Raw genomic sequence first — 26,237 nt, forward strand, 5'->3', positions numbered from 1 at the left:
CATACTTAGCCACTCAAAAGACAGGTTGGTCGCATTTAAGAAACTGGCGATATGGTACAACAGGATAGAAGAAGCGGGGTGCAAGTCATTTAATACAATCGCAAGGACTGTTCAGAACAACTACGAAACGATATTGAATTATTTTGATAACAGATCCACGAATGCTTCTGCAGAATCATTTAACGCAAAGATAAAAGCCTTTAGATCACAGTTTAGAGGGGTGAGAAATGTCAAGTTCTTTCTTTTTAGGCTATCTAAAATATATGCATAGTCACTCCCCAACTTTTTTGCTTGATCCATTTATTGTCAATACGGAAAAAATAACCTCTTTTTCTCCATCAATGATTGAGATAGGTAAAAAAGAAATCCCTATTGGCCCCATGTACAAGCAAAGTGTGGATGCAGCCTTAAGATAGTTATTCATATTTTAAGGCATCAACAGGATTCGCCCGGGCAACTTTAAAAGTCTGTAAGCTAACAGTGAGCAGCGCAACACCAATTGATAATCCTATCGTGGCTATCATTGGCCATAATGTTATCTCCGCCCTGTAATCAAATTGCTGTATCCATTGATAACTTATGATATAGGCCAGCGGACAGGCGATTAAATTGGAGATCAGCACCAGTTTCATGAAATCTTTATTCAAAAGGATCAGTAAATGGCCTGGATCTGCGCCCAATACCTTACGTATACTGATCTCTTTGCTTCTTTGCTCAGCCATATATAAAGCCAGCCCTAATAATCCCAGGCACGAAATCAAGATGGCAAATCCTCCAAATAGATTCGACAAAACGCTCAATAAATGCTCATTTGCCAGTTTATCTTCCATTTCTTTGTTCACAAAGTATAATTCCACAGGATATGCCGGGTTCATCTTTAAACTCAGGTCTTTGATCATTTGTATAGAAGTACTCAAATTCTGTGCAGGGTTCAGCCTCAATAGTGCTATGTAAGTTTCCCTTTTAGGTGTGGCGGCTGTTCCCAGAAAGGTAAGTGTTGGTGATACTTTATAAGCTGGCGACTCATAACTATAATCTTTGATAACGCCTATAATTTTGAACGGGCTTCCTGATTTAGTAATGATGGTTCCCACCGGATTTTTCAATTCCATCGCTTTAACTGCACTTTCGTTCAATAACACACTGCTGGTGTCAGTACCAAACTCTTCGGCGAAATCTCTGCCCGCTAATAATTCAGCGCCGATAGTTTTGGTAAAATCATACCCGGCAACCCTGTTGTTCCACGAATATTTCCAGTTGTCATTATTTCCGGGCCAGGTAACATCCGAAGAGTTGTTGCCATTATTCGTTAATCCTGTAGAATAATCCGTTGCTGAAAGGACAGCACCCGATCTGATCAGTTCTTTCCTGAATACCTCGCGTTTTCCCGGTTTGCTGAACTCCCCGGTAGTTTCCAGCTCAACCAGGTTTTCTTTATTAAATCCTAAAGGTTTATTCCTGATATAGCTGATTTGTTTATAAATAATGACCGCACAGATGATCATACAAACTGAGCAGCCAAATTGTACAACAACCAGGATCTTACGAATAGGCAAGGATGTTTTTCCAATTCCAGTGAAGCCTTTCAAAACTTTTACAGGTACGAACGAAGAGAGATAGAATGATGGATAACTGCCAGCAAGAACTCCTGTAATCAGAACTAGTGCCAGTAGTGCTGACCAGAAGGGTACTGAAGAATAATTGATGATCATTTCAATATTCAGCAGATGGTTGAAATAGGGAAGGCAAAATTCGAGCAGGACGAAAGCAATTATCATGGCGATAAATGATAGTACCAATGATTCTACCATAAATTGTCCGGCAATAGCTTTCCTGGTAGATCCCAAAGCCTTTCTTACCCCTACTTCGCGCGCTCTTTTTTCAGATCTTGCCGTTGAAAGGTTCATATAATTGATACAGGCGATAGCCAAAACACAAAAAGCAAGGAACAGAAATAGTTTGACCTGATCGATCTTTCCACCAACTGATTTTCCGTTTTCAAATTGTGTGTACAGATGTGTTTTACTGAAAGGGAACAGAAAAGCTTCGGTACGATCGTGTTGATCTGTTGAATGATTAATAATCATTTTTCTTAAAGAGGCATCGGCAGACTCGAAATACTTGTTATCCTTTAATTTAATGATAGTATTGGCATATCCGGTAGACCAGCCCAAATCCTTAAACCCGGGATTATCCATCAAAAAGAAAGTCCATGTCGTTAATGCTTCAAATTGTAAAGTCTGATTACCAGGTAAATCTTCAATAACTGCCGTTACTTTAAGTGCTTCCCGGTTATCCCACTTGATAACCTGTCCAATTGGGTTGGCTTCCCCAAAAAGTTTGCTGGCAGTTTTTGCCGTGATCAGTATTGATTTCGGATCTGTAAAAGCAGTTTGCGCATTGCCTCTTATAAATTTATAATCAAATATTTGCAGAAACTGGGGGTCAACTGCCCAGGTATCTATTTTGAAACTGTTATTCTTGTAATTAGCTAATTTGTAAACCTTTACTAAACGACTCACTGCTTCAACACCTTGTATTTTCCCCTGAGCTTCTGGAGCCAGTGTTGCAGGCAAGCCATTGTCCAGCGGCCCGAGTGTACGATCAAAACCAGCCGTATTGGCCGCATGTTTGGGCACACCATAGATACGGTCTATATTTTTGAACTGCTTATCATATCCCCACTCGTAATTCACATAAAGGAGTAACAAAAGACAGCAGGTTAAGCCAATAGCTAACCCGCCGATATTAATCAAGGCAAAGCCTTTGTTTTTCCAAAGGTTACGAAGGGCCACTTTAAAGTTTAGCTTAAACATAATGGTGTGATTTAAATCTGATCAATAAATTCCGATATGCCATTTTCATACCACAGGGCTAAAAACACATTAATATGCTGTTTTATAGAGAAGTACGGACAAGTGATTATCGTATGCTGTTCGTTTTTGAACAGGTCTATGTGCAGTAACGGACATTCAAAGGTTATCAATTGATGATATAAAACTATATGCTGTAAGCGTTGAAAAGATCCGGATACAGCCCATTCTGCGGCTAACATTAATTCAGGGAAGTTGTATTCTTTTTACGGATTATTTGTAACCGGCCAATCCTGATTTTTGGAATTCACATCAAATTCCCCACGTTCTCCCGTAGTTGTTTTTTTATTTCGTTTATTAAAAATTGTAAAGTTTTTCGCTGTTACTTTTTATGTGTTTTTATTGAAGACAATTTCGTTCGCAGTTAAGTCAAAATTTTCACAGCTAAATGTTGCTTTGCCATATAATGCTACTATTGACTTATGCTTATTCCACTTCGTTGAATCCTGGGCAGCATAATTAAATTTTTCTTTTACACTATCTGTCTGCAGAGAAAACTGCCGATTATTTTCTGGTTTTTTTTCTGCGCGGACACCCTGTACAGAAAATATTAAGCCTATACTCACTGGTATAACCAATAAACCAATTATTTTTTTCACTTTCATAAATTTTGAATCAGATACAATTTTAAACAGCTTAAAATACACAAAAAAGAGATCCTATCTTAGCAATAAAACCTCTTTTTTAGCAATGATATTTTTACTTTAATTTTTCTGTTCTACCCGGTTAGTTTCGGAGTTATCTGAATTCCCCGCAGCCTTATTTCTTTTGCTGTTTCAAAAATGGTAAAGCAGCATCGCTTTTCGGTTGTCCCTATATTAAATTCCTTAATTTTCCGTTTGACCAGGATATTGATCAAACAGAACTTTCATCTGCTTTGCAATTTCCGGATTTTCTGCGATCACGTTACTTCGTTCTCCAGGATCATAAGCCAGGTTAAATAGTTCAATTTTATCTTCGGTCGTTTTTTCTGAAATACCATTGTCCGGTTTTCCTCCTTTAACTTTTCTATACTTCCATACGCCCTTTTTAACGGCCTCACAAATACCACTATTAACGATATAAATCTCTCTGTGTGCGGGATGTTTCGCCCCTTTCTGAAGTAAAACATTACCAATATCCTGCCCATCAAGTGTACGATTCTCCGGCAAGGGGGCATTCACCCACCTGGCCAGCGTAGGCAGTACATCCAGATTGCTCATCATATCAGTAATTGTCGCTCCCACAGGGGTATGATTTTTCCAGTAGACGATGAAAGGTTCGCGCACCCCGCCTTCATAACTTTCTCCCTTACTTCCCCTGAAAACTCCTGCTGTTCCTGCATGCCAGCGTTTTGTAGCACCATCTGCAGACATTCGCTCAGGAAAATCTATCCACGGTCCGTTATCACTGGAAAAAATAAATATAGTATTATCAGCTAAGCCTTGTTTTTCCAAAGCGGCCCAGACTTCAGCCAGGCTTGCATCCAGTTGTTCAACCACATCACCTAATGGCCCGCCTTCAGAACGCCCTTTATTCTTTTCAGAAGAAGCAAAGGCTACGGGTAAATGTGGCATATTATGCGCTAAATACAGAAAGAATGGTTTATCCTTTTGCTGCGCTTTGATATATTTCACCGCTTCATTTTTATAGAGTTCGGTGATGGACAAATCAGCAGGTTTGATGACTTCCGCTCTGCGGTTCCTGAAAATTTTCAGCGTAGTATCCGTCTTCACATATGGCGCATGATAATCATGGCTGTATAACATGCCGTAATAAGAATCAAAACCCTGGGCAATAGGATGATTATAGCGTTCATGATCACCAAGATGCCATTTACCGATCATTGCCGTATTATAACCGGTTTTCTTTAACACTTCTGCAATGGTCACTTCCTGATCAGGCAGCCCCAATACAGATCCAGGGCCAATTACGATAGGCAAATTCATTCTTGTCGCGTATCTTCCTGTAAGTAATGACGCTCTGGAAGGTGTACATGAAGGACTGGAAACTACATAATTGGTTGCCTTCACTCCCCTTTGGGCCATTTTATCCAAAAAAGGAGTCATAATTACCGGATTACCGTAACAGCTAAGGTCTGAGTGGCCCATATCATCAGCCAATACAAAAATGATATTAGGCCGCTGCTGCGCATAAATATTTACAGAAAAGATTAGAGATAAATAAATAAGAACTCCTTTAATAACTGCTTTTTTATGTTTCATAAGCGAAAATATCAAATAATCTATAAAACAGTATACTTTAATAAACTGTAGCAGAAAGGTGACCAGATTCAAGAATTCTTCAATTTAATTTTATGACAAACTATTTATAACAGAGGTTGTTATAGCCCGGAATCTACAATCAAAAATTATTGACATATGAAAGCAAAACCTAAAGAAAAAGAAAGATTTGACCCTGTTAGAGATTATTCTTATCGTAAACGCGGATATTATTTTCACGCGGATGAAGATTTCAGAGAAGATTGGGACTGGGGTAAAACAAAAGATCAAAAATCAACCGATCACCAGCGTCCGGGAAAAGACACGCCAGATATTTTTATTTCCTGACCAAATCTGATACTCCTGGAAAAAAACTAATAAACCATGTCCTGATTACCCCCTGAAATTGCCTTATCTGCACCCCCTTGCTGCCAATAAAACCGCTTAGATTTACATTATAAACAACTAAATATTAATCCATTAGTTAAATCTTAGTCTCATGAAAACAGCAAGCGACAGAATGAATTCACTACTCGTTTTATACGATATGTATACCACATTTTTCCCTAAAGCTTTAGACGGTATTTCAGCGCAGGACGCGCAAAACAGATTGGGTACAAAAGCAAACCACATAGCCTGGATCACAGGAAGTCTTGTTCAGGAAAGGTACGAATTAGCAGGAATTCTGGGAACAAAACTACAGCAAACTGCCCATGACCTGTTTAAAGACCATCAGGGAATTCAGGATGAAGTTACCTACCCCTCTCTGGAAACATTTCAGCAAGACTGGGATAAAATCAGCCCCGTATTAAAAGACCTGCTCCTGAAGGTCAGCGATGAAAAACTGGACAGCATTTTCGAAATGATGCCCGGTTATAAAATGAGTATTTATCACCTGATCTCCTTTACCACCTACCGGGAAGCCAGCTGCATTGGCCAGATTGCTTTATGGCGAAGACTATTGGGCTACCCGGGGCTGAAATACGATTAGTTACCAGAAACGTGCATATATAGCAATCAGCAGCAGCATAATAGATACGATTAGTACAATTGAAGAAGGCTTTAATTTAAACATTTCCGCATCCAGTTCAAAAGCTTTTGGATTGATACGCGGGCCTAAAATACTCGTACCTACCATCACCAGCACAGTGATGATGAAAGACCAGCTCAGACAAATAAAGAATGGGATTTCATATATGCCGTCCATATTCGGGAAAGCTGTGTACAAAATTGTCTCCGGACCAAATACTTTCACAGCGAATTCGTTAAAGAAAACAGAGATCACAAACCCGAAAATAATGCCCGTAAAAGCAGCTATACTATTGGTACGTTTCCAGAACATTCCTAAAATGAAAGTGGCAAAAACCCCGGGACTGATATAACTGGTATATTTTTGAACGAAGGTATAACCACCTGCCCGGCCGATCCCCAGTAAATCATTCCACGTAAAAAGTACAGCAACTACCATGGAAATTACAATCGCAATACGCCCTGTCCAGACCATGCGCTGCTCACTTGATAGTGTATTTATATGTTTTTTATAAATATCAAGCGTGAAAATAGTAGATATACTATTACATTTTCCAGCCAGAGAAGCCACAATAGCAGCTGTTAAAGCAGCAGCGGCCAAACCTTTTAACTCAGGAGGTAAAAGACTAAGAATAGCAGAATATGCACTGTCTTTGCCTCCTGTCAATTGCAAATGGCCACCTTTATATAACACATAAGCTATAATTCCCGGCAGCATAACAATCACCGGCATTAATATTTTGAGCAGACTTGCAAAAAGAATACCAGTACGGGCAGTTTGCAAATCTGCACCTAATGCACGTTGCGTGATATATTGATTACAACCCCAATAATTCAGATTACTGATCCATTGTCCTGCCGCATACATACCCACAGCAGGGAGAATCAGGTATTTATTAATATCCACCTGTGAAGCACCCGGTTTAGGTTTGGCCAGCATCAGGTGAAAATGTTCCGGCGCTTCTCTAAGCAACACTTTAAAACCAGCAATAGCTTCACTGCCCACACCAAATTTTTCGCCAACAATAGTTAAGGTCATGTATGTTGTAGCCAGCCCGCCGATAATCAATACCCCAACCTGAATTACATCTGTGTAGCCAATTACGCGCATACCTCCCAGTGTAATTATAATCGCAAATACAGCCAGGCAGATCATCACGATATGGAAATAATCACCACCTATCAATCCATTGATCGCTAAGGCCCCAAGGTATAAAATAGAAGTTAAATTGATAAAAACGTACAGGAAAATCCAGAATACACTCATGATCAGCGCTACACTGCCATTGTACCTGTTTTTAAGGAACTGAGGCATCGTATAGATCTTGTTCTTAATATATACCGGCATAAAAAACACCGCAACAAGGATCAGTACCGCAGCACCCAGCCATTCATAGACAGCAACTGCTATGCCAGCGAAAAATCCTTCGCCACTCATTCCAATAAATTGTTCTGCTGATATGTTAGAGGCAATAATTGAAGCCCCTATTGCCCACCAGGTCAGTGACCCTTCGGCTAAAAAGAAATTCTTGGAATCATTAACCTTACTTTTCTTTTTGTAAACGTAGTATCCATATAAAGCGACGATGATAAAATAAATTACAAAGACGCTAATACCCCCCATTGAGAGTGTCGAGTTCATAGTTTGATATTTGGTTGTAGAATTGAGGGGATTAGATTCATTACATTAACAGCTAACCGTGTTAGGTAAATGTAATGAATCTAAAAGAAATGATAGGTATAGCTTTGCTTAAAACCGCAATTTAGCGGGCAGATATTTAGCAACCAGGTCTTCATAATAAGGTTTTAGCGCTTTCCAGTCTGGCGGAACCGCACTTTTAGAATAAAGGTCAAAAGGATTAAACAGATCTACCCATTTAAACATTTCCTTATCATGACTGGTCATCAGATGCGCATAAGCATTTTCGCGGTGCTGAGGATAAAATGAATGATAACGAAGCATATACAAAGCTTGTTCCGGCATATAATCTTTCAATAAATGATAAACATATTCATCATGCCCCCAGGTCATGGTGACGTTATCCAATCCACATCCGGGTTCATAAATCCCATATTTAGTATTGTATAATGGGTTTTTAAAATCAGGGTTATCTGCAAAAAACTCAGAGAAAACTATTTTATCAGAATAAGCGCAGCCCACAGGATAACTGTCTCCTACTACTGCCCATTGTGGCTCACCAAATAAACAAAGTACTTTTCCCATATCATGAAAAAGCCCTGTCAGAACCATCCAATCGGGATGCCCCTCTGCCCGGATTGCCTCACTGGTTTGTAATAAATGTTGCAACTGATCCAGGTCAGTATCCGGATCTGAGTCATCTACCAGCTGATTTAAAAAATCAAAAGCTTCCCAAACCGACATTTCCATTTGAGCAAACTTCAGGTATTCTGCTCTTTTCTGTTGTACAAAATCATAAGTCTGGTTAAGATGCTGTAATCTGTAAAATTCTTTTACAGATGCCTTTTCAGGTGTTTCATAATTCCGGAATGCAGCAGTATCTTTTTCCTGAGCGATCCCTTTGGGATCAGGGTAACGCGCTAATAAATCGTCTTCCCATTGATCGAGTGAATTTAACGGATTTTCCTGGTCTGTTCTGATTGCTTCTTTCATATTACAAATTTTAAGATTCCGACCATTAACTGATCTGGTTATTAAACAATTACCTTATTTAAATATCACGATTTGTTTCCTCAAACCAACATAAACACTATGAATTATTTACGTTAACGATAAAGTAAATAATCAGTTATTTTTCTGTATTTTTTGGGTAAACTTGATCTTCTTATGGAAAACATAACCATTAAAGTACTGGCCAGCAGACTGAATTTATCCGCTACGACTATTTCAAAAGCCTTACAAGATAGCCATGAGATCAGTGAACCTACAAAACAGCGGGTAAGGGAACTGGCAGCAGCACTCAATTACACCCCGAACACCTATGCCAGAAGCTTAAGAACAAGAAAAAGCGAAACCATAGCTGTCGTTTTACCCGAAATTGCAGACCACTTTTTCGCACTGGTCATCAATGGTATAGAAGCTGTAGCCAGGGAAAAAGGTTATCATGTACTTATCTATTTAACGCACGAAGATTATCACCGCGAAAAAGAAATCCTGGAATATATCAAAAAAGGAAGAATAGACGGATTATTGATCTCCGTTACCAAAAACTCGACAGCCACGGAACACATTGCAGTTATGGAGCAGGAAAATATCCCTGTCATATTTTTTGATAGAGTTATGGAGCAAATGCAGCTGCCAAAGGTAGTAACCAATGATTTTGAGAGCTGTTATCTGGCCACTCAGCATCTTTTGGATTGCGGCTGTAAAAAGATAAATGTCTGTACGATTTCTACAAATCTGGAGATCAGCAAACAGAGAATCCTTGGGTATCAAAAGGCAATGTCAGACCACAATATCTCTATTGAAAAAAACCAGGTCCTGATTTGCGATGATGATGCACAATGTTATGCGAAGCTCTATAACAGTTTACAAGCAACAAACAGACCTGATGGCATCATTGCAATTGTCGATAAACTTACCTTACCTATTTACCTGGCCTGCGAACAATTAAATTTAAAAATCCCTGAAGACCTGAAAGTGATTAGTTTTTCCAATAACCCGACAGCCGGAATTTTGAATCCATCTTTAACCACTGTTTCCCAGCCCGCATTTCTGATTGGACAAACCGCGGCAACTCTGCTCCTGAATTCTCTTGATCCCAAAAACAATAAAGTTCAGCAAGATATTACGGTAATACCTTCTGAACTTATCATTAGAAACTCTACTGGTTATTAAAAACTCTACTGGTTATTAAAAACTATAAATCAGTAATCACTTTATATTTTGGAACCAGAAATTTCATCACTGCCCAGGCGATCACATAAGTTAAAGCACAAATCGTAAACATGATCGTATAACCTGTTTGAATATGGCCTAAAGATTTATAATAATCAAAAAGTCCGCCGCCTAATTTAGACATGAATACCCCTCCAAGGCCTCCGGCCATACTGCCAATACCAATTACAGAACCAATACATTTTTTGGGGAACATATCAGAAACTGTCGTAAAGATATTAGCCGACCAGGCCTGATGCGCAGACGCACCAATACCGATTAAGATAACAGGGATCCAGACACTAATATGCCCAAGAGGTTGTGCCAATAACACGACTAAAGGAAAAAGTGCAATAATAAACATCGCTTTCATCCTTCCATCATAGGGTGTATATCCTTTTTTCATAAAATACATAGGGAACCATCCGCCACCTATACTTCCAATCATAGTCATACTATACAAAACGGCTAATGGAACCATGATGTCGGTATTGTCCATTCCGTACTGAACTTTAAGATAAGAAGGTAACCAGAACAGGAAAAACCACCACACCCCGTCTGTCATAAACTTACCAAAAGTAAATGCCCAGGTCTGTTTATAACCCAGTAATTTAAACCAGGACACTTTTTCAGTTTCAGCTACGCTCGCCACCTGCTCATCAGGGTCATACTGGATATATTCCAGTTCTGCTTTGGATAAACGCTTTTGGGCTTCCGGCTTTTCATAAAAGATGAACCAGAAAAACAACCATAAGAAACCAATAGCACCAATGATCATAAACGCAGACTCCCAACCCCACTTTTCAGCAATCCAGGGTACGGTTAATGGCGCAAGAATAGCCCCGACATTGGCCCCGGAATTGAAAACACCAGTAGCTAGTGAACGTTCTTTTTTAGGAAAATATTCTGCTGTGGCTTTGATAGCAGCAGGAAAATTACCTGACTCTCCAAAGCCCAGTACCGCCCTTGCACAGATAAATCCGAGTACAGAAACCGAGATACCGGTAATTCCTAAAACGGCTAATAACGAAGAAAGCCCTTCGCCCAGGAAAATAGCTTTAGCATGTAGAATTGCGCCTAAACACCAGATAATCAGGGCTGCAGCATATCCCCATTTTGTGCCCAGGCGGTCAACTATGCATCCTGCAAATAACATCGAAATAGCATATACCAATTGAAAGGCAGAAGTAATATTGGCGTAATCACTGTTTGTCCAGTGAAACTCGGCTTCAAGCCTGGTATGTAAAAGACTTAAAACCTGTCTGTCCAGGTAATTTACAGTGGTTGCAAAAAATAACAGGGCACAGATTGTCCAGCGGTAGTTACCCACTTTTTGTTCGCTCATTATATTTGGTTTGTTTTTTGGTTTAGGTTGGTTATAATTTATCAGGCTCCGCCAAAGACAGTGAATCCCCTATCTATACAGATCATTGCCCCCATTATTGATTAGCCCGGTTTAACCCGAAATAGTTCTTAGCATTGTAATAGCAGATATTCTGGATCATTTCCCCTACCCATTTTTCATCATCCGGCAATAAACCCGCTTCCATTTCTGAGCCGAATAGATTACACATAATTCTTCTGAAATATTCATGACGGGAGTAAGAAAGGAAACTACGCGAATCTGTCAGCATCCCGATAAATGTGCTGACCACTCCCATATTAGATAAAGCATTGAGCTGCTTCTCTATCCCATCTTTCTGATCTAAAAACCACCAGCCTGATCCAAACTGCATTTTCCCTTTGATCCTGCCATCTGCGAAATTACCAAGCATGGTTGCAATCACCTCATTATCTGCAGGATTCAGGTTGTAAACTACAGTTTTTGCCAGCTGGTCTGTTAAAGTCAGGTGGCTTAAAAATGCGGTTAAATTCTCTGCATGTTTATAATCCCCGATAGAATCAAAACCAGTATCAGGCCCTAGTTTAGATAACATTCCTTTATTGTTATTGCGGATCGCACCTACATGAAATTGTTGTACCCAACCCCTTTCATCATACATTTTGCAAAGCTCAGTTAAAATAAAGCCAGCAAAAGCATCAGGAGCAGAAAACACGGCCTGATCAGATTTAAGGAACGTTTTGAACTCTTGTTCCTGCTCAGTAGTTAATGTAAAGCGGGTTGGTAAAGTACTTAAACCATGATCTGATATAGAACATTGGTGTAAATCAAAAAAGTCAACCCTATTTTTCAGCGCCTCCAAAAGAGAATCTATAGTTGTAATTTCAACTCCTGCTTTTTCACCCAACACTTTAAGATAGGCTTTAAATGCAGCCGGCTCTCCAATCATAAAAACCTTATCGGGGCGAAAGGAAGGTTTAACCTTAATTTCATACCCTTCTTTGATTAATTGCTGATGATATGTTAAATCATCACAAGGATCATCAGTTGTACTTAACATTTCTACCTTGAAGTTCTTCAATAACCCACGGGCCGAAAATCCATCCTGAGTTAAGTACTCATTGGCCTGCTGATAAATCCCGTCTGCCGAATAATTATCTAAATACCTGTTGATTCCGAATGGATTTTTAAGTTCCATATGCGTCCAGTGAAATAATGGGTTTCTTAAGGTTGCAGGTACAACCCTTGCCCAGGCTTTAAATTTCTCTGCATCACTGGCCTGTCCGGTAATCAGCGCTTCATCTACGCCCAATGCCCGCATTGCTCTCCATTTATAATGATCACCTTTTAGCCATATATCGGTCAGATTATCAAATTTCTTATCTTCTGCGATCTGCTGCGGGGATAAATGATTATGAAAATCAATTACAGGCAAATGCTTTGCATATTCATGATAAAGCAAAACTGCCTTTTTATTACTCAATAAAAAGTTATCAGTAATGATCGTACTTTCCGTCATATCAGCTATTTTTCGGTTTAATATTTGGTTGTAATATTTGTCTTGCCGTTTTTTTAAGGGGCACAGACTTTTATAATTTGTTCTTCAGCAGGTATTCATTAAAGATCCCAAATTCAAGTCCTCTTAATTCTGCCAGGCCTTTTAAACGACCAATTGCTGAATAACCAGGATTAGTTTTCTTGCGTAAGTCATCCAGTAGCTGATGCCCATGATCAGGGCGAACAGGGATACTGAGCTGCCGTAATTGCTGCTGATTAAATATTTCTTTAACCACCTGGTACATATCCACATCACCCTCCAAATGATTGTCTTCAAAGAAATCACCTTCCGCATTTCTTTTCGTACTTCTCAAATGAATGAAATTGATCCGCTCTGCAAATTCTCTGATCATTTCTGGCAGGTCATTATCTTCACGAACACCAAAAGAACCCGTGCAAAAACATAAACCATTATTTAAAGACGGTACAGCTGAAAATATTTTACGTAAATGTTGCGCAGTACTGACTACACGGGGCAAACCAAAAATTGCATAAGGCGGATCATCCGGATGTACAACCATTTTAATTCCAACCGCATCAGCCACAGGCATAATTTCCGAAAGAAAGTATATCAGATGATTACTCAGTTTCTCTTCATCTATTCCATGATACTCATCTAAAGCAGCTTGAAATTGTTTCAGCGTAAAACTCTCCTCACTTCCCGGCAAGCCAGCTATGATATTGCGCTGTAACAGTGTTTTCTGTTCGGCATCAGCCAGGTTAAACCAAGCTTCACCTTTAATGAGCTCTTCAGCGGTATAAGCCTTTGCAGCGTCCGGTCTTTTTAAAATAAAAACATCAAATGCACAGACTGCGGCTTTCTCAAATTTCAGGGCCTTTGCACCGTTTGGCAATTCAAAAGCCAGGTTGGTGCGTGTCCAGTCCAGCACCGGCATAAAGTTATAAGTAACCGTATGAATGCCGCAAGCCGCAAGATTTTTTAAAGATTGTTTGTAATTATTAATATAGTATTCAAAGTTTTCAGCCTGCGTTTTAATCGCCTCATGTACTGGTAAACTTTCCACTACATCCCAGCTCAAACCTGCATTTTCAATCAGCTGTTTATGCTTGATAATCTCTTCAGTCTCCCAGACTACCCCATTCGGAATATGGTGTAAAGCACTGACAATGCCGCTGCAGCCGGCCTGCAAAATATCACTCAGGATCACCGGATCATTCGGGCCAAACCAGCGCATGGTCTGTATCATTTTATAAATAACTGATTTTCCTGTTACATTCATTATTCAAATCTTTTCAATAAAATAATTCTAAAAAACAATTATTAGGTGGACGCAATTTATAAAAGGGCAAAGGTATATCCTTCATAAAATCTGTTACAATAGGCTATCAAACGTTTGATTCTCCGTTTCAAACGTTTGAAATAAATCAGGTTTTATAGCCCGTTAACAGCCTCTGCAATGGTTACTCAATATCAGATTTATTTAATAATTAAAATAGAGTACGCAAATTTTAATTATTAATTTCCAGGCGATAAATAAGCCTGTCCAGCTTATCAAACGTTTGATATAGTTTATTATCTTTATATTTAGGCGATCGTTAACTAACCTAATGAGTACAAAAACGCCCGTAACCCTGAAACTTTTAGCCCAAAAGCTAAAAATATCTATATCTACAGTATCCAAAGCGCTTAACGACTACCCTACCATTAATGCGTATACCAAAGAACGGGTAAAGCAAATGGCTGCAGAACTGCATTTTACGCCCAACAAATCGGCGCTTAACTTACAGATTCAGAAATCTTATACCATTGGGATCATTTTACCAGATCTGATGGATCATTATTTTACCAGGAGTATTTTCGGAATAGAGCAACACGCCCGGCAGTATGGCTACAATGTAATTATCGGCCAATCTTATGACGACCTGAAGAAGGAAGTTGACCTGGCCAATATGTTATTGAAAAGTCGTATTGATGGTTTAATTATTGCCATTTCCAAAAACACACAGAACTTTGATCATTTAGATATGTTTGAAAACCTCGGCCTGCCAATTATTTATTACGGCAGAAACCCGAGTTTTAATTTAAGTTGTCATAAAGTATTAAGTAATACTTACCAGGGATGTTATAAAGCCACTGATTTTTTAATCAAACGCGGACATCAAAGAGTCGCTTATCTGGGTGGCCCGAAAATGATCAGCTTTACACATGACAGGTTTAAAGGGTATATCAACGCATTGAATGATAACCAGATTCCTTTTGATGCCAGCCTGGTCGCTTATACAGATTTTGATAAAGAGAATACCAACAGTGCAATTAAAGAGCTGTTTTATAAGAGTGAAAACCCGCCTACAGCACTGGTAGCTTTTAAAGAACAGATTTTATTTGATGCCATGAAATACCTTCGTGCCAACCATTATGAAAAAATGGATCAAACAGATTTCATTGGTTTCGGCAATATGCCATTTATCCGCTACCTGGACAACCCGCCGCTGGCCTCTATTGAAGAGAACCCGGAGTCTATGGGTGAGAATGCGATTAAACTACTATTAAAATTAATTGACCAGAAAACAGAAGCCACCGAATACCAGGAAGTTATGGTAGACTGTGAGCTGGTTCTGCATTCCTGAAAAATCAAACTGAGTTTCCAGATTATTCCTGATTTATTTTCCAGTAAAGAAAATAAACCGGGAATAATTATGCCCTGAAATCCGGCTGTTTTCAAACCAGATTCCAAGTTGGCAGAATTCCAGAAAAACACAGGACTAAATGTACAAACTACACACTAGAGAATTTCCCCATAAGCTTCCTTTAGAAGCACCATAACCCTGATTTATTTCAAACGTTTGAAATAAAGAAACAAGCGTATAATCAGCTGTTACAATACATTTATTTCAGGAGTTCCTTATTGCCTTTTCTAAATTGCGCCAGCGTTAACGAATTGTTTTTATTTTAAGGATTAAATGATTAACATTTTTGAAACCAATTCACTAAATAATGATCATAAATAACTAAATAAAACAACACGGTTTACGCAAACGTGCAACTATTAACTAATCAAATATTTACTTTTTAAATTCCCAAAGTATGAAAGGAAGATTTACTCTTATTTTCTTGATTACCTGTGTACTCTTTTTCCCCGCAGCATTATTTGCGCAGGATATTAAGGTACTAGGTAAAGTCACAGACCAGGTAGACGGATTACCGCTTCCCGGTGTTTCAATTACCATAGAAGGTACCAACAAGGCAACCTCAACAGATTCTAATGGTAAATTCACTATATCAGCCCCTATTGGCGCAAAATTGTTGATCAGACTTGTCGGAATGTCTGCTAAAACAATCACAGTAATAGACAATGCAATCCTTAATATATCTTTAACAGAAGACACCAAAGCCCTGGCAGAGGTTGTTGTTGTAGGTTACGGTGTACAGAAAAAAAGTGTGGTGACCGGTGCAATATCTGGTGTTAAAGCTTCAGATCTGGAAAATCAGCCTGTTACACGTATTGAACAATCTTTACAGGGAAGAACTTCAGGAATCACTATTGCAAGCAGCTCAGGCCAGCCAGGCTCAGCAGCAACGGTAAGAGTAAGGGGTATCAGTTCTTTCAACAAAGATGGAAGCGGCGACAACAATCAGCCATTATGGGTAGTTGACGGTGTGGTGATAGATAACGGAGGAATCGGTTTTATCAATCAATCGGATATTGAATCTATTGAAGTGCTGAAAGATGCCGCATCACAGGCAATTTATGGTGCAAGAGCAGCAGCAGGTGTAATTTTGGTAACGACCAAAAAAGGTAAAGCAGGTGGCATCCGCGTAAATTACAGCGGATATTATGGCTTATCAGGACCAGCGAAAAAATTAAAACTGCTGGATGCCACACAATATGCCATCATTCAGAACGAGACTAAAACAAATGCCGGTAAAGCTGCTATTTATCCAGACCCACAATCTTTAGGTAAAGGAACAGATTGGCAGGACCTGATCTTTAACAATAGTGCAAAAAGACAATCACAGGAATTCAGTTTAAGCGGAGGTAATGATGTATCGACCTTCTATTCTTCTGTCGGTTATTTACAGCAGGACGGAATTGTAGCCACGGATATTTCTAAATATAAAAGAACAAATATTCGTTTAAACTCTACCCATAAATTAGCTAAATGGTTAACTCTTGGACAGAACCTGGGTTATTCGCATGATAAATCACTCGGACTTGGGAACACCAATTCTGAATTTGGAGGCCCATTAAGTTCGGCAATTAACCTGGACCCGATTACACAAGCAGTAATCACAGATCCTGCAGCAGCAGCTTTATCGCCATATAATAGAACTGATATTATAAGAGATGCGCTGGGCCGTCCTTATGGGATCTCACAGGCTGTAGTACAGGAAATGACCAACCCACTTGCCTATATGCAGGTAAGACAAGGTAACAATAGCTGGGCTGACAATATTGTAGGAAACGTTTATGCTGAATTAAAACCAATTGCAGGCTTAACATTAAGATCTACATTGGGTACTAAACTTGCTTATTATGGCAACGAGAACTTCTCTCCAATGTCATACCTGAATTCTTCTTCCATTAATGTTCAAACCTCTTTTAACCGTAAACTAAACCGCAGTATCAGCTGGAACTTAGAAAATACAGCTGCTTATACCAAAGCATTTGACAAACACAATTTTGGTGTCTTAGTAGGACAAGGTCTATATTCAGACAATAACAATATCGGTACAGATATAACCTATTTCGGAATCCCTGTAACTACATTTAAAGAAGCTTCCTTAAATTTCAAAGTTCCTAATGAAAAGAAAGTAGCTTTAGGCTCAGAAGGAAATATCCATAAAGTGGCTTCCGTATTTGCCCGTTTAAATTACAATTATGATGAGAAATATATTGTTGAAGGGGTAGTCCGCAGAGACGGTTCTTCACGCTTTGGTGCCAACTATAAGTTTGGGGTTTTCCCGTCAGTTTCCGCAGGATGGGTAGTTTCCAAAGAAGATTTCTTCCCTAAAAACGATGTCATCAACAGTTTAAAATTCAGAGGTGGATATGGTGTTGTAGGTAATGATAACATTGATGATTTCCAATATGTTCAATTGATAGGTGATGGCCGCGATTATACTTTCGGTACAGATCAGGTTTATAACATCGGTTACAGCCCTCAAGCCGCGTATGCGAGTCCTAATTTGAAATGGGAAGAGACAAGAGCAACCAATATTGGTATGGACTTAACACTTTTCAAAGACTTCACTTTAACCGTAGAATGGTACAATAAATTAACTAAAGATATTCTTCAGAAACCTCGTATTCCTTCTTATTTGGGATCAGCAAATAACCCGGCTGAAAACATTGCAGATATGAAAAACAGCGGGATAGAAATTGAACTGGGCTACCGTAAAAAAATCGGAGAAGTTAACTTTAGTGCAAGTGGTAATTTCTCTTACCTGAAAAATGTAGTGACTAATCTGGGCAGTGGTATTGATTTCCTATCAGGAGGCCAGAGTTTTAAAGCCACGACCTACCCTATTACCCGTACTGCTGTAGGACAAGCCTATAATTCATTCTATGGTTTTAAAACCGCAGGTATTTTCCAGACACAGGCCGAAGTAGATAGTTATGTAGGTTCAAAAGGAAAAATACAACCAAATGCAAAACCTGGAGATTTCCGCTGGGTGGATACAGACGGAGACGGTGTGATCAGTGAAAATGACCGCCAGTTTATTGGTAACCCTACCCCGAAATATTCATTCGGTATTACCTTAAATGCAGCTTACAAAGGATTTGACATCAGCGTTTTCGGACAAGGAGTTGCAGGTAACAAAATTTTCCAGGGCTTACGTCGTCTGGACATCAACAATGCCAATTATCAAACAAGCGTATTAAACCGCTGGACAGGCCCTGGAACAAGCAATACTTATCCAAGAGTTGTAGACGGAGATCCTAATAAAAACTTCACTAATCCTTCAGACTTCTATTTAGAGAAGGGTGATTATTTTAGAATAAAAGTTCTTCAGATAGGCTACAACCTGCCAAAAACTTCAATCAGCAAAATGGGTCTGCAACGTGCACGTGTTTATGTGATGAGCGAAAACCTGGTAACTTTTACGGGATACTCAGGATATGACCCGGAAATTGGTGGTGGCGTATTAAGTATTGACAGAGGTATCTATCCTCAGGCAAGATCATTTATGCTTGGTTTAAATATTGGATTTTAATAAAAAAACAGAAATGAAAAGATATATAACATATACAGCAGGGATTTCAATTGTACTTTCATTGTTCAGCTCTTGCAAAAAATTCGTAGAAACTGATCCCAGAGGGCAATTTACTCAGGAAGGTTATTACAGAAATCAGGCAGAAGTTTTCAATGGCCTGGTTGCTGCTTATGACCCGCTTGGTTTTCAGGGTGGTGATTATGTAAGTAAAATTACGGCGATGAATGCAGGTTCGGATGACAACCTTGCTGGTGGTGGAGGTTCAAGTGATTTTACGCCGCTGCAGGCGATCTCTAATTATTCATTAATCCCAGCCAACGGCCCGCAAGATGCCTTATGGAAAGGTGGATTTTTAGGCGTATACAGAGTAAACATTCTGCTTTCTAAAATAGATGCAGCAACGATGCCTGATGACATCAGAGCGAGATATAAAGCTGAGCTTAAAGCATTAAGAGCTTATTACTATTTCGATTTGGTCCGCTTGTTTAAGAACATCCCGCTCATGCTTACCCCGGTTGAACCAGATCAGGCCTATAATGTGCTGCAAGTTGCGCCGGAAGCAGTTTATGTACAGATTGAAAAAGATCTGAAGGAAGCTATAGCAGAAGAGAAACTGCCTAATCTTGTTCCTTTAAAAACGGAAGCAGGCAGAATCACTAAAGGTATTGCGCATGCCCTGTTAGGCAAGGTATATCTTTATGAGAAAAAGTACACAGAATCTGCTGCTGAACTAGCCTTGGTAAATGGAGTTCCAGGAGAACTGAACGCAGTTTATGGTTATAAATTACTGGATGACTTTGCTTCTTTATGGAAGGCAACCAATAAATTTAATACAGAATCCATACTGGAAATTTCCCATACTTCTAAAGGTAACGGTGCCTGGTCTTGTATTGAATGTACGGAAGGAAATTTGTTGAGTATTATGCTTGCACCAAGAGCCTATAGCACTTTATTACCTGGCGCACCAGATTATATATCCGGATACGGTGCGATTATAGTTACTAAAAACTTTTTTGACTTTATTCATCTTGACCCGCGTAATAAGGCATCTGTAGCTAACCTGGACAGTTTGAAAAAGGCAGGGATTGCTAAATACGATAACAGCTATGAAAACACAGGCTTTTTTGTAGAGAAATTTGCAGGAAGAGCATCAGACAGATCTACCGGAGGAGGAAATGCAGAATTAAACTATCCTCAAAACACGTATGAAATCAGGTTAGCAGATACTTACCTGATGGAAGCTGAAGCTATAGTACTTGGCGGAGGAAATCTTTCCAGGGCAAGAGCTTTAATTGCAGCGGTAAGAAACCGTGCCTATAAAGACGGAAAAGATCACGCAATTGACGCAACACTGGAGAACATCATTACAGAAAGACGTGCAGAGCTTGCTTTTGAAGGTCAAAGATGGTTTGATTTAATCAGATGGGGTAAAGCAGCTACTGTTTTAGCTTCAAAAGGCTTTATCGCAGGGAAGCATGAAATTTTACCTATTCCATTGAAAGAACTGGAAAATACTAAACTCGTTCAAAGTAAAGAATGGGGCGGTACTAAATAAATAGCACTACTAATTATTTTAAAAGGAAGGTGAATGTAAAACATTCACCTTCCTTATTTAACCTCTGTCAGCAATATACAATTCGTTAAACATTGAAAAGACGCTCAATTTACATTTTAAGCCTGATAACTATCATCGTGGTACTGCTTGTTCAATGTATGGATTTCAAAAAAGCCACTCCTGCAACTGAAAAAACTATCGCCGGCGCTGCAACTTGCAAACAATGTCATCAGCAGATCTCAGACACTTATCTTCAGAATCCGCATCAGCAAACCTCCCATAGTATTACAGGCACTAAACTCATGGATGGTCCATTACCACATTCGCCGGTTTATGCTTTTGATGAACACTTAAAAGTGAAAATAGAAAAGCGCAATGGCAATATGTACCAGGTAGCTTACAGGGATAATAAAGAAACCATTGCCCGTGGTTTTGATATTTCTTTTGGTTCAGGAGAAAAGGCGGTCACCTATGGTACATGGGAAGGAGATCAGCTCAAACAACTTCCCCTCTCCTATTTCAGGCAGGTAAAGAGCTGGGTAAACAGCCCGGGTTTCCCACAAAATACAGCACACTTTAGCCGGACAATTGATGTGCGCTGCATGGAATGCCACAGCTCTTTTACAGACCGTAAAATAGTTCAGGATGGCCCGTTAAAGGTTAAAGAAGAACTGTTTAAAGGGTCTGTTGTTTATGGAATTGACTGCGAGCGTTGCCATGGCCCGGCAGGAAAACATGTAGAATTTCATTTGGAACATCCTGCGGAAAAAGCTGCCAAATATATTGCGCTTTATCAAACCCTGACCAGGAAGCAAAAGACTGATGCTTGTGCAACTTGTCATGGAGGAAATGATATGGAAATACTAAAATCAATATTTGCTTTTAAACCCGGTGACGATCTCCGTGATTATTATAGCCATGCGTCAGGCAATAACGCCAAAAAAGCACCGGATGTACATGGCAACCAAAGTGAAATGTTAGCAAACAGCAAATGCTTTATTCAAAGTAAAACAATGGATTGCTCTTCGTGCCACCGCACACATGAAAACCTGAAAGGGAAGCTGACAAGTTATTCTCAACGTTGTATCAATTGCCATGCAACGATCAAACACAGTCCGTTAACCTTAAAAAATGCGGTAGTCAAAACAAATTGCATAGACTGCCACATGCCCAAACAGGTATCCGGGGTCATCACCTTTCAGCAGGCCGGAAAAAATGATATTTCAGCTTATCAGCTAAGGACACATAAAATCGGAATTTATCATTAACCGATCTCTTGTTTTAAGAGTTCCATAATCAGCTAACCTTCATTTAATTAAAATTCCTTGCTATACAATTATTTTACTAGATTGTATCTGTTTTAACTTTTCAATTAAAACAACGTTTTAACCTAAATTAACCCCTTAACCAAATTAAATGAAATTTCAATTATTAATACTCGCCGGCCTTACCAGCCTGGCTGCCTGCACAAACAAGGCTCCTTCTTCCTCTGAGTTAACCAATCAATCTATTGCAGGAACCTGGAAACTGGTTTCCAGTAAAGTAACTACAGGGGCAAAAACAGAAGTTACCTACCCCGTAAAAGGACAGGAAATGATTAAGTTATTCAATGGGACACACTTTGCGTTTTTCAAACATGACTTAGCTAAAGGTGCTGTTCCCGTTCCGGTTTATGATACCGGTGCAGGAACCTTTTCACTTCAAGGTGATCAGTACCAGGAACATTTAGAATATTGTAACTACCGCGATTGGGAAAACAGAGATTTTAAATTCACACTGACTTTAAAGAATGATACGATTACGCAAAAGGGCATTGAGAAAATTGATAGTCTGAATATCAACCAGGAAATCGTGGAAATCTATACTAAAATAAAGTAAAGCAGAACCCTAGATAAAGTAAACCGGAACCCCGTTTTCCCGTTTAAAATAGCTGCCTTTTACATTTTCCGTTCGCAAAGTATATTAAATAACTAAAAATCAGTATACATAATTTTCCTATGTATGTAAGAAAATTATATATTTGCTTTATGAGTACAGCAAACGGAATGTTAAAAGGCAGCCTGCAAACTATCATTTTGAAACTTCTTCAGGAAAATGAGAAGATGTATGGTTATGAGATCACCCAGAAAGTGAAGGAAATCACCAGTGGGGAAATTAAACTGACAGAAGGTGCAATGTACCCCAGCTTACATAAAATGGAAGCCGAAGGTATGTTAAGCACCAGTACAGAATTAGTGGACAACAGGGTCCGCAAATATTATGCGCTAACTACCGCAGGCAAGAAAGAAGTAGAGAATAAACTTCAGGAAGCCGAGAGTTTTATTGGGAATCTGCAATTACTGCTTAACCTCAAATCTAAACTCTCATGAAGCTAACCGCACAACAGCATTTAGAAATACGGCAGCATCTTCTGGGTTTATCACTCACCGAAGACATGCTCGACGAATTATACGATCACCTGCTTACTTCTCTGGAACAGCAACCGGCTTCCGCTAAATTCAATATGGCAGATGTACGTGAGCTGCTTGATACAGAATTCCATGAACTGATCAATACGCCAGAAGAGAAAAAGAAATATCGCCTGTTTAACAGGGTCACCGGCTTTGTGATTTTTGGCATTGCCCTGCTTACCTACTGGCTTACCATGGAACCTACTGCAAGTTTCTACGACTGCGGAGAATTTATTGCAACCGCGAACAAGTTACAGGTTGGACACCAGCCGGGTGCCCCGCTTTTTCTGATGATTGGTAAAATGTTCAGTTTACTGGCGATGGGTAACCCTGCGAAAATCGCTTACTGGATCAATTTTAGTGCTGTACTTGCCAGTGCGGCTACGATTATGTTTCTTTTCTGGACCATTACAGCGCTTGCTGCCAAAGTTTACAGCAAAGAGAAAATTGGCAGTAAAACCTTCAGCATTCTTGCTGCGGGAGCTATAGGTGCGCTTGCCTATACTTTCTCCGATACCTTTTGGTTTTCAGCAGTAGAGTCAGAAGTATATGCACTTTCCTCTTTATTCACCGCTGTTACTTTCTGGGCTATCTTAAGATGGGAGAGCGAAACCAATAACCGCTGGCTGGTTTTTATTTCCTTTATTGTCGGACTTTCTATCGGGGTCCATCTTTTAAGTCTATTGACCATACCAGCTGTAACCCTTGTTTATTACTTTAAAAAGGCAGAGAAACCCGGAGTCCTGGGAACAATTAAAGCCTTCTTCATTGGTTGTTTGATCGTAGGGATTGTTCAGTTTGTCCTGATCCAGTACTTTGTACTTTTCGCAGCAGAAGCTGACCTGCTTTTTGTGAATAATCTGGGGCTTTTCTTTGGCTCAGGCGCTATAAGTTTCGTTTTACTCTTTGCCGTAATTTTATATGGCGCGATAAATTACTCCATACGTCACCAAAAATACAACCTGAACATGGGGCTGCTTTGCCTGGTATTTGTCCTTTTTGGCTTTAGCTCTTACCTGATGATCCTGATCAGGGCGGATGCGAAAACCAATATCAATTTAAGCAATCCGGATCAGCCATTTTCGCTTTACGATTACCTCGGACGTACAAATTATGGATCTACCCCATTAATTTACGGGAATACCTTTGATGCTAAAGTAGTAGAGAACAAAGAAACCGGAAATACCTACCGTAAAGGTGCTTCCAAATACGAAGTATCCGGAAAAACCTATAAAACCACTTATGATAAAAATATCCTCTTTCCAAGAACTTTCAGTCAGAAAGCGGGACACGATAAATATTACCAGCAATGGCTAAACCTGAATGAAGGACAAACACCAACATTTACCCAGAATCTGAGCTTTTTCACTTCATGGCAACTGGGATTTATGTACTGGCGTTATTTCTTGTGGAATTTTGCTGGCAGACAAAATGATGTTCAGGGTGTTGGAAATGTACAAGACGGGAACTGGATTACCGGGATCAAACCATTGGATAGCCTGCGTCTGGGCAGCCAGTCTGACCTTCCCGCCACAATTACCACCAATGCCGGGCATAACGTATATTATGGATTTCCATTGCTGATGGGAATTGCCGGGCTGATCTGGCTTTACCGCAGAAATAAAACAGATGGAATCGTTGTCATTACTTTGTTTTTCTTCACCGGGATAGCGATTATTCTCTACCTGAATCAAGATCCATTACAGCCAAGAGAGAGAGATTATGCCTATGCAGGCTCTTTTTATGCTTTTGCCATTTGTATTGGTTTTGGTGTACTCGCACTTCAAGATTTGTTCGCTAAAATAGCAAAGCAGAAATTAAGCCTGATCATGGCTACAGGAATTTGTTTACTGGCCGCACCAGTTTTGATGGGTGTACAAGGCTGGGATGACCATGACCGTTCTCATAAAAACACGGCAACAGATTGGGCGAAGAATTATTTAAACTCCTGTGCGCCCAATGCGATTCTTTTCACCAATGCAGATAATGATACCTTCCCGCTTTGGTATGCACAAGAAGTAGAGGGTTTCAGAACAGATGTACGCGTAATTTGTATGCAGTTTTTGCCCGATGCTTCTTTCATTAATCAATTGAAGAAGCAAATGAATACATCTGCCCCATTACCGATCACTATGGCTGAAGAAAAGTATGTTTCCGGAGTCAGGGATTATCTTCCCTATGTTGATTATGGATTAACTGATAGTGTAGAATTGAAGGATCTGTTTGCTGTCATGACTTCTGAAAATAAAGAAGATCAGGTACAGATGACTGATGGCACATTTATGAATTTCCTGCCCACTAAAAAGCTCAAACTTACTATAGATCCTGAACAGCTCGTTAAAACACAGACCATCACTCCTGCTCAGAAAGCGCTGGTAAGCAAAACGATGGAATGGAACTTTAATAAATCTTATGCCAGTAAAGGTGATTTAGCCTTATTTGATATTCTCATTCATAACAATTGGGAACGCCCGGTATATTTTGCAACTTCCGTATCACAGGATACTTATATAGGTCTTGATCAATACCTTTATTTGGAAGGATATGCGTACCGGTTACTTCCTTTTAAAACTGCAGCAGGTGATTTCAGAGATAAAACTGAGAAAACAAATTCGGATGTGATGTACGCAAATGTGATGGACAAAATAGATTATACGGCATTCCATAAGGCTTCTTATCTGGACCAGGAATCCAAAAGGATCGTATTTTCTACCTGGGGGTTTAACAATACATTGGCCGGTAACCTGATTATGGAAGGAAAATCTGCGAAGGCTAAGCTGTTGATGCAGAAATGTCTGAGAGATTTACCACTTACTAATTATTCCGTAAGGGATACGGTGAACCGGATCAGTACTATTCAGAATCTATATGCGCTGAACCGGATCAAAGAGGCGAATCAGCTTGCCAAAGAGACAACGGGCTTTCTTGCGCAAGAATTCAGCTATGTCTGTACGCTTGCTCCGGAATTCCAGCAAGCTTATCTGCAGGATACAAGGTTAAGCCTTTCTGTTTTACATCAGCTTGATCAATTGACAGCCGGTTATAAACAGCAAGAGTTAAACCGTGTTATTCAGGATACTTTTAATCAAATGATAGACAAATCCGGTATCAGAAGGAGCTGATATGATACTGTTATAAATAACAAAAGAGATCAATTAATCATCATCGTTTCACAAAAGATAATGAACTATTCAGC

General features: G+C 39.5%; 20 protein-coding genes. 12 read left to right on the forward strand and 8 right to left on the reverse strand.

Annotated elements, in window-relative coordinates:
- Together LY11_RS02940 and LY11_RS26615 are read left to right on the forward strand one after the other, a co-directional pair.
- The coding region (locus LY11_RS02940; RefSeq protein WP_146610789.1) for a transposase at positions 1–271 on the forward strand (271 nt) is incomplete at its 5' end.
- Positions 264–416, forward strand: coding sequence for a hypothetical protein (locus tag LY11_RS26615; RefSeq protein WP_170132610.1), 153 nt, complete (start codon positions 264–266; stop codon positions 414–416). The genes LY11_RS02940 and LY11_RS26615, both read left to right, overlap by 8 nt.
- Here LY11_RS26615 and LY11_RS02945 read toward each other — a convergent pair whose 3' ends face one another.
- The 3 genes from LY11_RS02945 to LY11_RS02955 all read right to left on the reverse strand — a co-directional run bounded on the left by LY11_RS02945 (position 417) and on the right by LY11_RS02955 (position 5,077).
- Positions 417–2,816, reverse strand: a complete 2,400-nt coding sequence (locus LY11_RS02945; RefSeq protein WP_111632254.1) for an ABC transporter permease — start codon at positions 2,814–2,816, stop codon at positions 417–419.
- Between the two features lie 386 nt (positions 2,817–3,202).
- Positions 3,203–3,478: a hypothetical protein gene (locus tag LY11_RS02950; RefSeq protein WP_146610790.1), complete on the reverse strand. Its 276-nt coding sequence runs from the start codon at positions 3,476–3,478 to the stop codon at positions 3,203–3,205.
- A gap of 222 nt (positions 3,479–3,700) precedes the next feature.
- Positions 3,701–5,077, reverse strand: a complete 1,377-nt coding sequence (locus tag LY11_RS02955; protein ID WP_111632256.1) for a sulfatase family protein — start codon at positions 5,075–5,077, stop codon at positions 3,701–3,703.
- Between the two features lie 156 nt (positions 5,078–5,233).
- Here LY11_RS02955 and LY11_RS02960 point away from each other — a divergent pair, with 156 nt between their 5' ends.
- Positions 5,234–5,422, forward strand: a complete 189-nt coding sequence (locus LY11_RS02960) for a hypothetical protein (protein WP_111632257.1) — start codon at positions 5,234–5,236, stop codon at positions 5,420–5,422.
- Between the two features lie 151 nt (positions 5,423–5,573).
- Positions 5,574–6,065, forward strand: coding sequence for a DinB family protein (locus tag LY11_RS02965; protein ID WP_111632258.1), 492 nt, complete (start codon positions 5,574–5,576; stop codon positions 6,063–6,065).
- Here LY11_RS02965 and LY11_RS02970 read toward each other — a convergent pair whose 3' ends face one another.
- Together LY11_RS02970 and LY11_RS02975 are read right to left on the reverse strand one after the other, a co-directional pair.
- Positions 6,066–7,745: a sodium:solute symporter family transporter gene (locus LY11_RS02970; RefSeq protein WP_111632259.1), complete on the reverse strand. Its 1,680-nt coding sequence runs from the start codon at positions 7,743–7,745 to the stop codon at positions 6,066–6,068. It lies immediately after the preceding gene.
- A gap of 108 nt (positions 7,746–7,853) precedes the next feature.
- Positions 7,854–8,735 carry an inositol oxygenase family protein gene (locus tag LY11_RS02975; RefSeq protein WP_111632260.1) on the reverse strand — a complete coding sequence of 294 codons (882 nt, stop codon included), beginning with the start codon at positions 8,733–8,735 and terminating at the stop codon, positions 7,854–7,856.
- Between the two features lie 174 nt (positions 8,736–8,909).
- On the opposite strand from LY11_RS02975, the gene LY11_RS02980 reads away from it, so the two are divergent.
- Positions 8,910–9,920, forward strand: coding sequence for a LacI family DNA-binding transcriptional regulator (locus tag LY11_RS02980; RefSeq protein ID WP_111632261.1), 1,011 nt, complete (start codon positions 8,910–8,912; stop codon positions 9,918–9,920).
- Between the two features lie 22 nt (positions 9,921–9,942).
- On the opposite strand, the gene LY11_RS02985 is transcribed toward LY11_RS02980, so the two are convergent.
- The 3 genes from LY11_RS02985 to uxuA all read right to left on the reverse strand — a co-directional run bounded on the left by LY11_RS02985 (position 9,943) and on the right by uxuA (position 14,099).
- Complete coding sequence (locus tag LY11_RS02985) at positions 9,943–11,304, reverse strand: MFS transporter (protein ID WP_111632262.1); 1,362 nt, start codon at positions 11,302–11,304, stop codon at positions 9,943–9,945.
- Between the two features lie 94 nt (positions 11,305–11,398).
- Positions 11,399–12,820: a glucuronate isomerase gene (gene uxaC / locus LY11_RS02990; RefSeq protein WP_111632263.1), complete on the reverse strand. Its 1,422-nt coding sequence runs from the start codon at positions 12,818–12,820 to the stop codon at positions 11,399–11,401.
- Positions 12,821–12,890: 70 nt separating this feature from the next.
- On the reverse strand, positions 12,891–14,099 hold the full coding sequence (uxuA, locus tag LY11_RS02995; protein ID WP_245952586.1) for a mannonate dehydratase: 1,209 nt from the start codon (positions 14,097–14,099) through the stop codon (positions 12,891–12,893).
- A gap of 328 nt (positions 14,100–14,427) precedes the next feature.
- On the opposite strand from uxuA, the gene LY11_RS03000 reads away from it, so the two are divergent.
- From LY11_RS03000 to LY11_RS03030, 7 genes are all read left to right on the forward strand, one after another.
- Positions 14,428–15,447 carry a LacI family DNA-binding transcriptional regulator gene (locus LY11_RS03000; RefSeq protein WP_111632264.1) on the forward strand — a complete coding sequence of 340 codons (1,020 nt, stop codon included), beginning with the start codon at positions 14,428–14,430 and terminating at the stop codon, positions 15,445–15,447.
- A gap of 457 nt (positions 15,448–15,904) precedes the next feature.
- Entirely contained in the window at positions 15,905–19,036 is a 3,132-nt protein-coding gene (locus tag LY11_RS03005; protein ID WP_111632265.1) for a SusC/RagA family TonB-linked outer membrane protein, read from the forward strand.
- Positions 19,037–19,049: 13 nt separating this feature from the next.
- Positions 19,050–20,591, forward strand: coding sequence for a RagB/SusD family nutrient uptake outer membrane protein (locus LY11_RS03010; RefSeq protein WP_111632628.1), 1,542 nt, complete (start codon positions 19,050–19,052; stop codon positions 20,589–20,591).
- A gap of 92 nt (positions 20,592–20,683) precedes the next feature.
- Positions 20,684–21,859, forward strand: coding sequence for a multiheme c-type cytochrome (locus LY11_RS03015; protein ID WP_146610791.1), 1,176 nt, complete (start codon positions 20,684–20,686; stop codon positions 21,857–21,859).
- 148 nt (positions 21,860–22,007) lie between these two features.
- On the forward strand, positions 22,008–22,469 hold the full coding sequence (locus LY11_RS03020; RefSeq protein ID WP_111632267.1) for a lipocalin-like domain-containing protein: 462 nt from the start codon (positions 22,008–22,010) through the stop codon (positions 22,467–22,469).
- 149 nt (positions 22,470–22,618) lie between these two features.
- A complete protein-coding gene (locus tag LY11_RS03025) occupies positions 22,619–22,960 on the forward strand; it encodes a PadR family transcriptional regulator (protein ID WP_111632268.1) in 342 nt (113 codons plus the stop codon).
- Positions 22,957–26,163, forward strand: a complete 3,207-nt coding sequence (locus LY11_RS03030) for a protein O-mannosyl-transferase family (protein ID WP_111632269.1) — start codon at positions 22,957–22,959, stop codon at positions 26,161–26,163. The genes LY11_RS03025 and LY11_RS03030 overlap by 4 nt, the downstream gene beginning before the upstream one ends.
- Positions 26,164–26,237: the final 74 nt, after the last annotated feature.

The sequence above is a fragment of the Pedobacter cryoconitis genome, from assembly GCF_003259615.1.
Classification (GTDB): Bacteria; Bacteroidota; Bacteroidia; order Sphingobacteriales; family Sphingobacteriaceae; genus Pedobacter; species Pedobacter cryoconitis.

Coding starts and splice junctions, on each gene's coding strand:
- LY11_RS26615 (WP_170132610.1), top strand. CDS start 264: ATGCATAGTCACTCCCCAACTTTTTTGCTTGATCCATTTATTGTCAAT.
- LY11_RS02945 (WP_111632254.1), bottom strand. CDS start 2,816: ATGTTTAAGCTAAACTTTAAAGTGGCCCTTCGTAACCTTTGGAAAAAC.
- LY11_RS02950 (WP_146610790.1), bottom strand. CDS start 3,478: ATGAAAGTGAAAAAAATAATTGGTTTATTGGTTATACCAGTGAGTATA.
- LY11_RS02955 (WP_111632256.1), bottom strand. CDS start 5,077: ATGAAACATAAAAAAGCAGTTATTAAAGGAGTTCTTATTTATTTATCT.
- LY11_RS02960 (WP_111632257.1), top strand. CDS start 5,234: ATGAAAGCAAAACCTAAAGAAAAAGAAAGATTTGACCCTGTTAGAGAT.
- LY11_RS02965 (WP_111632258.1), top strand. CDS start 5,574: ATGAAAACAGCAAGCGACAGAATGAATTCACTACTCGTTTTATACGAT.
- LY11_RS02970 (WP_111632259.1), bottom strand. CDS start 7,745: ATGAACTCGACACTCTCAATGGGGGGTATTAGCGTCTTTGTAATTTAT.
- LY11_RS02975 (WP_111632260.1), bottom strand. CDS start 8,735: ATGAAAGAAGCAATCAGAACAGACCAGGAAAATCCGTTAAATTCACTC.
- LY11_RS02980 (WP_111632261.1), top strand. CDS start 8,910: ATGGAAAACATAACCATTAAAGTACTGGCCAGCAGACTGAATTTATCC.
- LY11_RS02985 (WP_111632262.1), bottom strand. CDS start 11,304: ATGAGCGAACAAAAAGTGGGTAACTACCGCTGGACAATCTGTGCCCTG.
- uxaC (WP_111632263.1), bottom strand. CDS start 12,820: ATGACGGAAAGTACGATCATTACTGATAACTTTTTATTGAGTAATAAA.
- uxuA (WP_245952586.1), bottom strand. CDS start 14,099: ATGAATGTAACAGGAAAATCAGTTATTTATAAAATGATACAGACCATG.
- LY11_RS03000 (WP_111632264.1), top strand. CDS start 14,428: ATGAGTACAAAAACGCCCGTAACCCTGAAACTTTTAGCCCAAAAGCTA.
- LY11_RS03005 (WP_111632265.1), top strand. CDS start 15,905: ATGAAAGGAAGATTTACTCTTATTTTCTTGATTACCTGTGTACTCTTT.
- LY11_RS03010 (WP_111632628.1), top strand. CDS start 19,050: ATGAAAAGATATATAACATATACAGCAGGGATTTCAATTGTACTTTCA.
- LY11_RS03020 (WP_111632267.1), top strand. CDS start 22,008: ATGAAATTTCAATTATTAATACTCGCCGGCCTTACCAGCCTGGCTGCC.
- LY11_RS03025 (WP_111632268.1), top strand. CDS start 22,619: ATGAGTACAGCAAACGGAATGTTAAAAGGCAGCCTGCAAACTATCATT.
- LY11_RS03030 (WP_111632269.1), top strand. CDS start 22,957: ATGAAGCTAACCGCACAACAGCATTTAGAAATACGGCAGCATCTTCTG.